Raw genomic sequence first — 6037 nt, forward strand, 5'->3', positions numbered from 1 at the left:
AAGTCAAAATCCGCGCTAGCCCATCTTAACATTGGGGGGTGTTTGAGTGAAAAATCCCCCCGGGCGCTAGCGCCCGGGCCGGTGGCCTCCCAAAAATCGCCCAAAAATACCCCCCAAAATCTCCTCCAAAATGTTATCCACAATCGCCGGTCGCTATAAGTGAAGGCGTGTCTTAACCGCAAAGCATGCCCTGAGTCCCGGCGCGCCGGGATCGAAGGGTGCGCCAAGCACGCAAAGGACAGCCGAAATAGGGGAACGACCAACAGCGGACTTTTGTCAATAACGCGCCCCGCAAGCGGGGCGGCTAAACATTCCTGCCTTTCCCCAATGCCCCCTTTGCGCTCTTGGCGCCCTTTGCGGTTAGAAACAACCCGCGCCCTCTGCGGTTAGAAACAACCTTTTCCTTTGCGGTTAGAGTAGCCTGTGGCCTTGCGGGGGGCGGGTCGGCCATTTACAATGGTTCCCGTAAGAGGGTGCAAGAGGAACGGAGCGGATGGCCATCTCCCCGGAGCGTGCGGCCGCACCGGCCCCGTTGTCCGGTTCGGCGCCGGAAGGGAGGAAGTGCCGGACGTCTGGCGGCACCGGGCCCTTGTGATCGGCATCTGGGCGGTGGGCCTGCGGGTTGCGGTCGGGTTCCTGCAGTGGCTCGCCTGCACGTACGTTCTGACGGACCGGCGGATACTGAAGCAGTACGGCGTCGTGAACGTGTGCGTGCGGTGCGTGGGCCTGGAGGAGATTGAGAACACGTTTGTGGCGCAGGCGGCGTTTCAGCGGGCGGTGGGGATCGGCACGATCTTTTTCCGGTGCGGCAATCGCGAACGCGAGGCGCAGTCCTGGGAACACGTCCGGCGGCCCAAAGAGGTCCACGGTCGGATCGTCGCCCAGATCGATCGGTGGAAGCAGACTCGCTCGATGACGGAAGGCGAATAGTTCCGCCCGCCTCGGCGGGTTTGCACTGCGCTCCAACACAGGCGGGTAAAATTCGTCCCGATTGCATCGGGCCTCATTCCTGGGCGTTATGGCGCGCGGGGTTTTTTTGCGAATCAGGAAGTTTTCCCGAAACTTTTTCGGCGGGCATGAGTTTAACGTACTGAATGGCCGGGGTGAACCGCCCCTTCTTACAATCCCGGTCATTTGCGGCCCACGGGACCGCCACTCGGTGGTCCCGCCCGGACCGCCCTTTGGCCCTAGGGCGTCGCTGCCTCCCCCATGGTGGCGACGCCCACCTTTTTTTGCGCGCGGGAGGCGGACGGCCGGTCAACGTCGCCGACCGCTCCCGCGGTCGGCTCACAATGGGCGTAAGCGGCGCGGGTGAGCCCCGTGCGGAAGCACGGGGTGACACGGTGCGAGGGGAGCGGCTTAAGGCGGCGCTACTTTTTCAATTCGGCCTGGATTTGCAGCAGGTCGTCGTAAACTTTTTGGCGGGCGTCCTTGGTGTAGTTCCGCAGGAGATAGGCGGGGTGGAAGGTGGGCATCAGGAGCGCCCCGCGGTAGGGGTGGAAGCGTCCGCGGAGGCGCGTGATGCCGTCGCGGGTCTGAAGGAGCGTCTGGGCCGCCACGCCGCCCAGCGCGCAGAGGATTTTCGGGCGGAGGATTTCCAGTTGGCGCATGAGGTAGGGCAAACAGTTGGCGATTTCGTCGGGCGTCGGCGTGCGGTTGGCGGGAGGCCGGCACTTCAGGATGTTCGCGATGAAGACCTGGTCGCGCGTCAGGTTGATGGACTCGATCATTTTGGTGAGGAGTTGTCCCGCGCGGCCGACAAAGGCGAGGCCCTGGCGGTCTTCTTCCTCGCCCGGGCCTTCGCCGACGAAGACCAGGCGGGCGTTCAGGTCGCCCTGGCCGGGGACCGTCTGGGTCCGCGAGTCGGCGAGTTCTTTGCAGAGGGTGCACTGGGCGACTTCGTCGGCGACGCGCTTCAGGGCGTCTTGGCGGCTCGCGCCGCCTTCGAGGTCGGGGGAGCCGAAGTCGAAAAGGTCCTGTCCTTCGACGTGTTGGGCGGCCGTGGCAAGTTCTTTGCGGAGTGCGTCGGCGGCGCGATTTTCGGGGGCGCGCGAAAGCCGCGGCAGGTGAACGTCGCCGACCGCTTCCGCGGTCGGCTCACGCGGTGAGCCCGCCGCGGAAGCGGCGGGCGACGTTCCCCCGCGCAAAACGCCCGGCGCCCGGGGCTCGTGTGCGGGGCGTGGGACGGCGACGCGGCCTGCGCGGCCATCGTCCTCGAGGCGGAGGCGGAGGCTCCGCGCGACTCGCTCGACGGTTTCTTCGGGCGTTCGCTCGGAGGTCATGATGGGCTCACTCGTCTTCGCGGTTCTGGAAATCCTCGATGATCCGGACGCCGGCGCTCGTGCCGATGCGGGAAGCGCCCGCGCGGACCATTTCCGAGACGTCGTGGAAGGTGCGGATGCCTCCGGCGGCCTTGACGCCGGCGCGGTCGCCGACCGTTTGCCGAAGCAGCCGGACGTCGTGCGTCGTGGCGCCGCCGGGGCCGAAGCCGGTCGAGGTCTTGACGAAGTCGGCCTGGGCCTCGAGCGCGAGTTCGCAGGCCCTGGCCTTTTCCTCGTCCGAGAGATAGCAGCATTCGAGGATGACCTTGAGGCAGCAGCCGGTGGTGATTTTGCGGATGGCGGCGATTTCGTCGCGGACGTCGGCGTAGCGTCCGCTCTTCATCGCCACGAGGTTGATGACCATGTCGACTTCGCCGGCGCCGGACTCGATGCAGACGCGGGCCTCCTCGCGCTTGACGTCGAGGCCGGCGTAGCCGAAGGGGATTCCCACCGTGCCGCCCGCCAGGACGTCCGTTCCATGAAGCAGTTTCACGACGCGTTCGACGTCGTACGGGGCGGCCGAGACGGTGTGAAAGCCGTAGCCGATCGCCTCCTCGCAGACGCGCTCGACGTCCTCGACGGTGTGGTCGGGCGCCAGGAGCGTGTGGTCAATGAGGCGAGCCAGGGTCTCGACCGTCAGGCCGCGGGTTGTTTCCTCGGTCGGCATAGGTCCTTGACCCTAGCGGCCTGGTTCGGCGGGTTCAAGGGCAAAATCGGAGAGATGTTTTCAAGAGGTCCCCGGAACTACGCCCAGGGCTATTATGTACCAGCCTCATAGTCTTGCCTCAGCAGGCCGGTTGCATATCCATCCCTTCCTACTCCCATATAGACTTCAACTCGTGGACGCGCAGGAAGCGGGCTTTGACCTGGCCCTTACCGCAGGATGCGTTCAGGGAGCGATTGTCATCCTTCGGGAGGATGCAGCGCGGGATATAAACGCGGCCATTGTTCCCGAACACCTCAATGGAAGTACGGTCCAGCAGAATCCTGAGGTGGAGGATACCCTTCTCGGGTTTGAGCGGCGTCCGAACACTGCCACAGGACAACGTCTGACTCTGGGCATTATACACCACTTTTTCTCCGCGCAGGTCGAAGATGGTTTCCGTGTCCGCAGCCGGCTCGAACTCGACTTCCACGTCGAACAGATCTCCTTCGATTCCGGCCAGCGGATTCTCCCCTGCTTTTAGGGTCAGATCCGTCCATTTATGCGTCTTCGCCCGGAGCGTTTCGAGTTCCTTGACCGGATTCATGCGCATACGCGGTCCTTCATCGGTTGAGTGAAGCGTCATCTCCGCCGGGACCGTCATCTGCTGGTTGAACGGCATGCCGGGATAATTGCCGCCCCGCATCCAGGTGATCTGTACGCGCCGGCCGTTCGGCTCATTTTCCCAGGTCATGGTTGCATAGTAGTTCCCCGGAATAACCAATGAGGTGACACGGTCCATCGTCACGGCCGGTTTGCCGGAGAGCGTATAAAACGTGTGACCGTCAAACGTGCCCACGATATAGCTGCCGTCTATAAAGATCATTACCCATTTCTTCGCGTTGGCGTCTCCGCCGATCGGCAGTTGAAAGAAGTCCACGCACCCACAAAGTTCATCACCCGACCTGTCCTGTTCTACCCGGCTCTCGAACTTCCAATCCTTCAGGTTCTCGGAGCTGTAGAATCCCACCGCTCGGAGTGGCTTGCCGTCCTTGTTCTTGAAATGATCATAGGTCGGGGCGATCCAACGGCCGGTGGGCTCATACCAGAACGGTCTGGGAGTGTCGATGCGATCGCCCGGGTGAGTCAGGACCGGGTTGCCCTCATAGTCGGTCAATGTCCGGCCGCGATCGTTCGAATACGCCAGGCAGAGGCCGCTCTTCGTCCGCAGATAGAACATCACGAGAACATCTTCTTCTCCCGTTTTGCGGCCAAGTTGGTTCTTTCGGTCGATGAACGCGGCGCCCGAGAAGCACGCCCCCTTGGTATTTGGGAACAGAACTGTCGGCAGCTCGTTCCAATGCACCATGTCTTTGCTGACGGCATGCCCCCAGGTCATGTTTCCCCAGGGAAGTGCGACCGGGTTGTGCTGGTAGTACAGGTGGTATTCGCCCTTGTAATAAATCATGCCGTTGGGATCGTTAAGCCAGCCGTGCCGCGAGGTGAAATGGAACTGGGGACGGTATTTCTCTTGGTAGAGATCCTCGGATCCCTTGATCACGTCGTCCTGGCTGATGATCTTCCAGTCCTTCGGCGCGGGGGTCATGTTGACGACCAGTTTTCGCCCCTTGAACCGGGCGACGTCGAAGAAGGCCCACCAATCCGGTTTGTCTTCCGCCAGCGGGATGCCGAAGTTTCCGAGCAATTCATCGTCCACCGTGAGGCTCATCGAGCGGCCTGGCGCCCGGTTGTTCACGGGAACATTCAGGTAGCGTTTCTGGAGCACCATTTCCATGGACGCCCCTTGCGTCTTGGTTTTTTCGGCTGCCTGCGGGTCTTCCGCGGCCCAAGCGGCGGAACACGTCAAGAGCGTGGCAAGGCAAATAATTCGATTCATCGGTATTTCCTTTCGGTTCGGGTTTAGGTATTCTGTAACCGTTCGTGCCCTTGTGGCCGGCCAGGCTCACGATGAGCCTGATCAGTAGTATATACGCCCCCAGTCCGACGGGTCGGCCACGGCCGCCCTCGCGGACGGGTAAGTATTCCAAAGCCACCCGCACGCTTCCGCGAGGCGGACCATGGAACCGGACCCTGGGCTTCACTTCAGGGCGATGCCGCCGGGGCCGCGAGCGATGTGGCCGAGGCGGTAGACGGTCTCGCCGGCCGTCTCGAGCATCTCAGCGACGTGGTCGGCGTAGTAGGGGCTGACGACCAGGACGAATCCGATGCCCATGTTGAAGACGCGCCACATTTCCTGGGTGGGGACGTTGCCGGTCTTCTGGAGCCAGCCGAAGATGGGCGGGACGGTCCAGGCCTTTCGGCTGATTTCGGCGCGGAGTCCGGCGGGGATGACGCGCGGGACGTTGCCGGGGATGCCGCCGCCCGTGATGTGGGCCATGCCATGCACGATGCGCTTCCGTTGATAGTGGGCAAGGACGCGCAGGACCGGCCGGGGGTAGAGTCGCGTGGGCTTGAGAAGTTCGTCGGCGACGGAGATGCCGAGGCCTGGAATTTCGTCGTTCACCTTGAGGCCGGCCGTCTCGAAGACGATTTTTCGGACGAGGCTGAAGCCGTTCGAGTGGATGCCGGAGGAGGCGAGTCCGAGGACGGAGTCGCCTTCTTCGATGCGTGAGCCGTCGATGAGGCGGCTCTTTTCGACGACGCCGACGGCGAAGCCCGCGAGGTCGAGGTCGCCCTTGGCGTAGAAGCCGGGCATTTCGGCTGTTTCGCCGCCCAGGAGGGCACAGTCGCAGTCGGCACAGGCGTTGGCGACGCCGATGACCGTTTCGGCGAGGGCGTCGGGTTCGACGTGCCCCGTGCCGAGGTAGTCGAGGAAGAACAGGGGCTCGGCGCCGAGGCAGAGGATGTCGTTGACGCACATGGCGACGCAGTCCTGTCCGATGGTGTCGAATCTGTTGGCGTCGATGGCGACGCGGAGTTTGGTGCCGACGCCGTCGGTCCCGGCCACGAGGAGCGGCCGCTTGTAGTTCCGCCGGAGGATCCGCTCGGGGAAGTCGAGGGCGAAGACGCCTGCAAAGTGGCCGTAAAGATCCACGACGCGGGTGCTGTGGGT

At 63.1% G+C, this 6037-nt stretch carries 5 protein-coding genes; 1 reads left to right on the forward strand and 4 read right to left on the reverse strand.

Going from position 1 to position 6037, the window contains the following annotated elements:
- Nucleotides 1–561: 561 nt before the first annotated feature.
- Nucleotides 562–930, forward strand: a complete 369-nt coding sequence (locus tag NTX40_04770) for a PH domain-containing protein (GenBank protein MCX5648396.1) — start codon at nt 562–564, stop codon at nt 928–930.
- 440 nt (nt 931–1370) lie between these two features.
- Here the strand turns inward: NTX40_04770 and NTX40_04775 are convergent, their stop codons facing one another.
- The 4 genes from NTX40_04775 to purM all read right to left on the reverse strand — a co-directional run.
- Nucleotides 1371–2282, reverse strand: coding sequence for a uracil-DNA glycosylase (locus tag NTX40_04775; protein ID MCX5648397.1), 912 nt, complete (start codon nt 2280–2282; stop codon nt 1371–1373).
- 7 nt (nt 2283–2289) lie between these two features.
- Nucleotides 2290–2988: a deoxyribose-phosphate aldolase gene (gene deoC / locus NTX40_04780; protein ID MCX5648398.1), complete on the reverse strand. Its 699-nt coding sequence runs from the start codon at nt 2986–2988 to the stop codon at nt 2290–2292.
- A 148-nt stretch (nt 2989–3136) separates the two neighbouring features.
- Entirely contained in the window at nt 3137–4861 is a 1725-nt protein-coding gene (locus NTX40_04785) for a glycoside hydrolase family 32 protein (GenBank protein ID MCX5648399.1), read from the reverse strand.
- Between the two features lie 201 nt (nt 4862–5062).
- The coding region (purM, locus tag NTX40_04790; protein ID MCX5648400.1) for a phosphoribosylformylglycinamidine cyclo-ligase at nt 5063–6037 on the reverse strand (975 nt) is incomplete at its 5' end.

It is taken from the genome of Planctomycetota bacterium (assembly GCA_026387035.1).
In the GTDB taxonomy this organism is placed as follows: Bacteria; Planctomycetota; Phycisphaerae; order FEN-1346; family FEN-1346; genus JAPLMM01.

Bases quoted from the DNA above. Each gene is read 5' to 3' on its own strand.
- NTX40_04785 (MCX5648399.1), bottom strand. From the start codon at position 4,861: ATGAATCGAATTATTTGCCTTGCCACGCTCTTGACGTGTTCCGCCGCT.
- NTX40_04775 (MCX5648397.1), bottom strand. From the start codon at position 2,282: ATGACCTCCGAGCGAACGCCCGAAGAAACCGTCGAGCGAGTCGCGCGG.
- deoC (MCX5648398.1), bottom strand. From the start codon at position 2,988: ATGCCGACCGAGGAAACAACCCGCGGCCTGACGGTCGAGACCCTGGCT.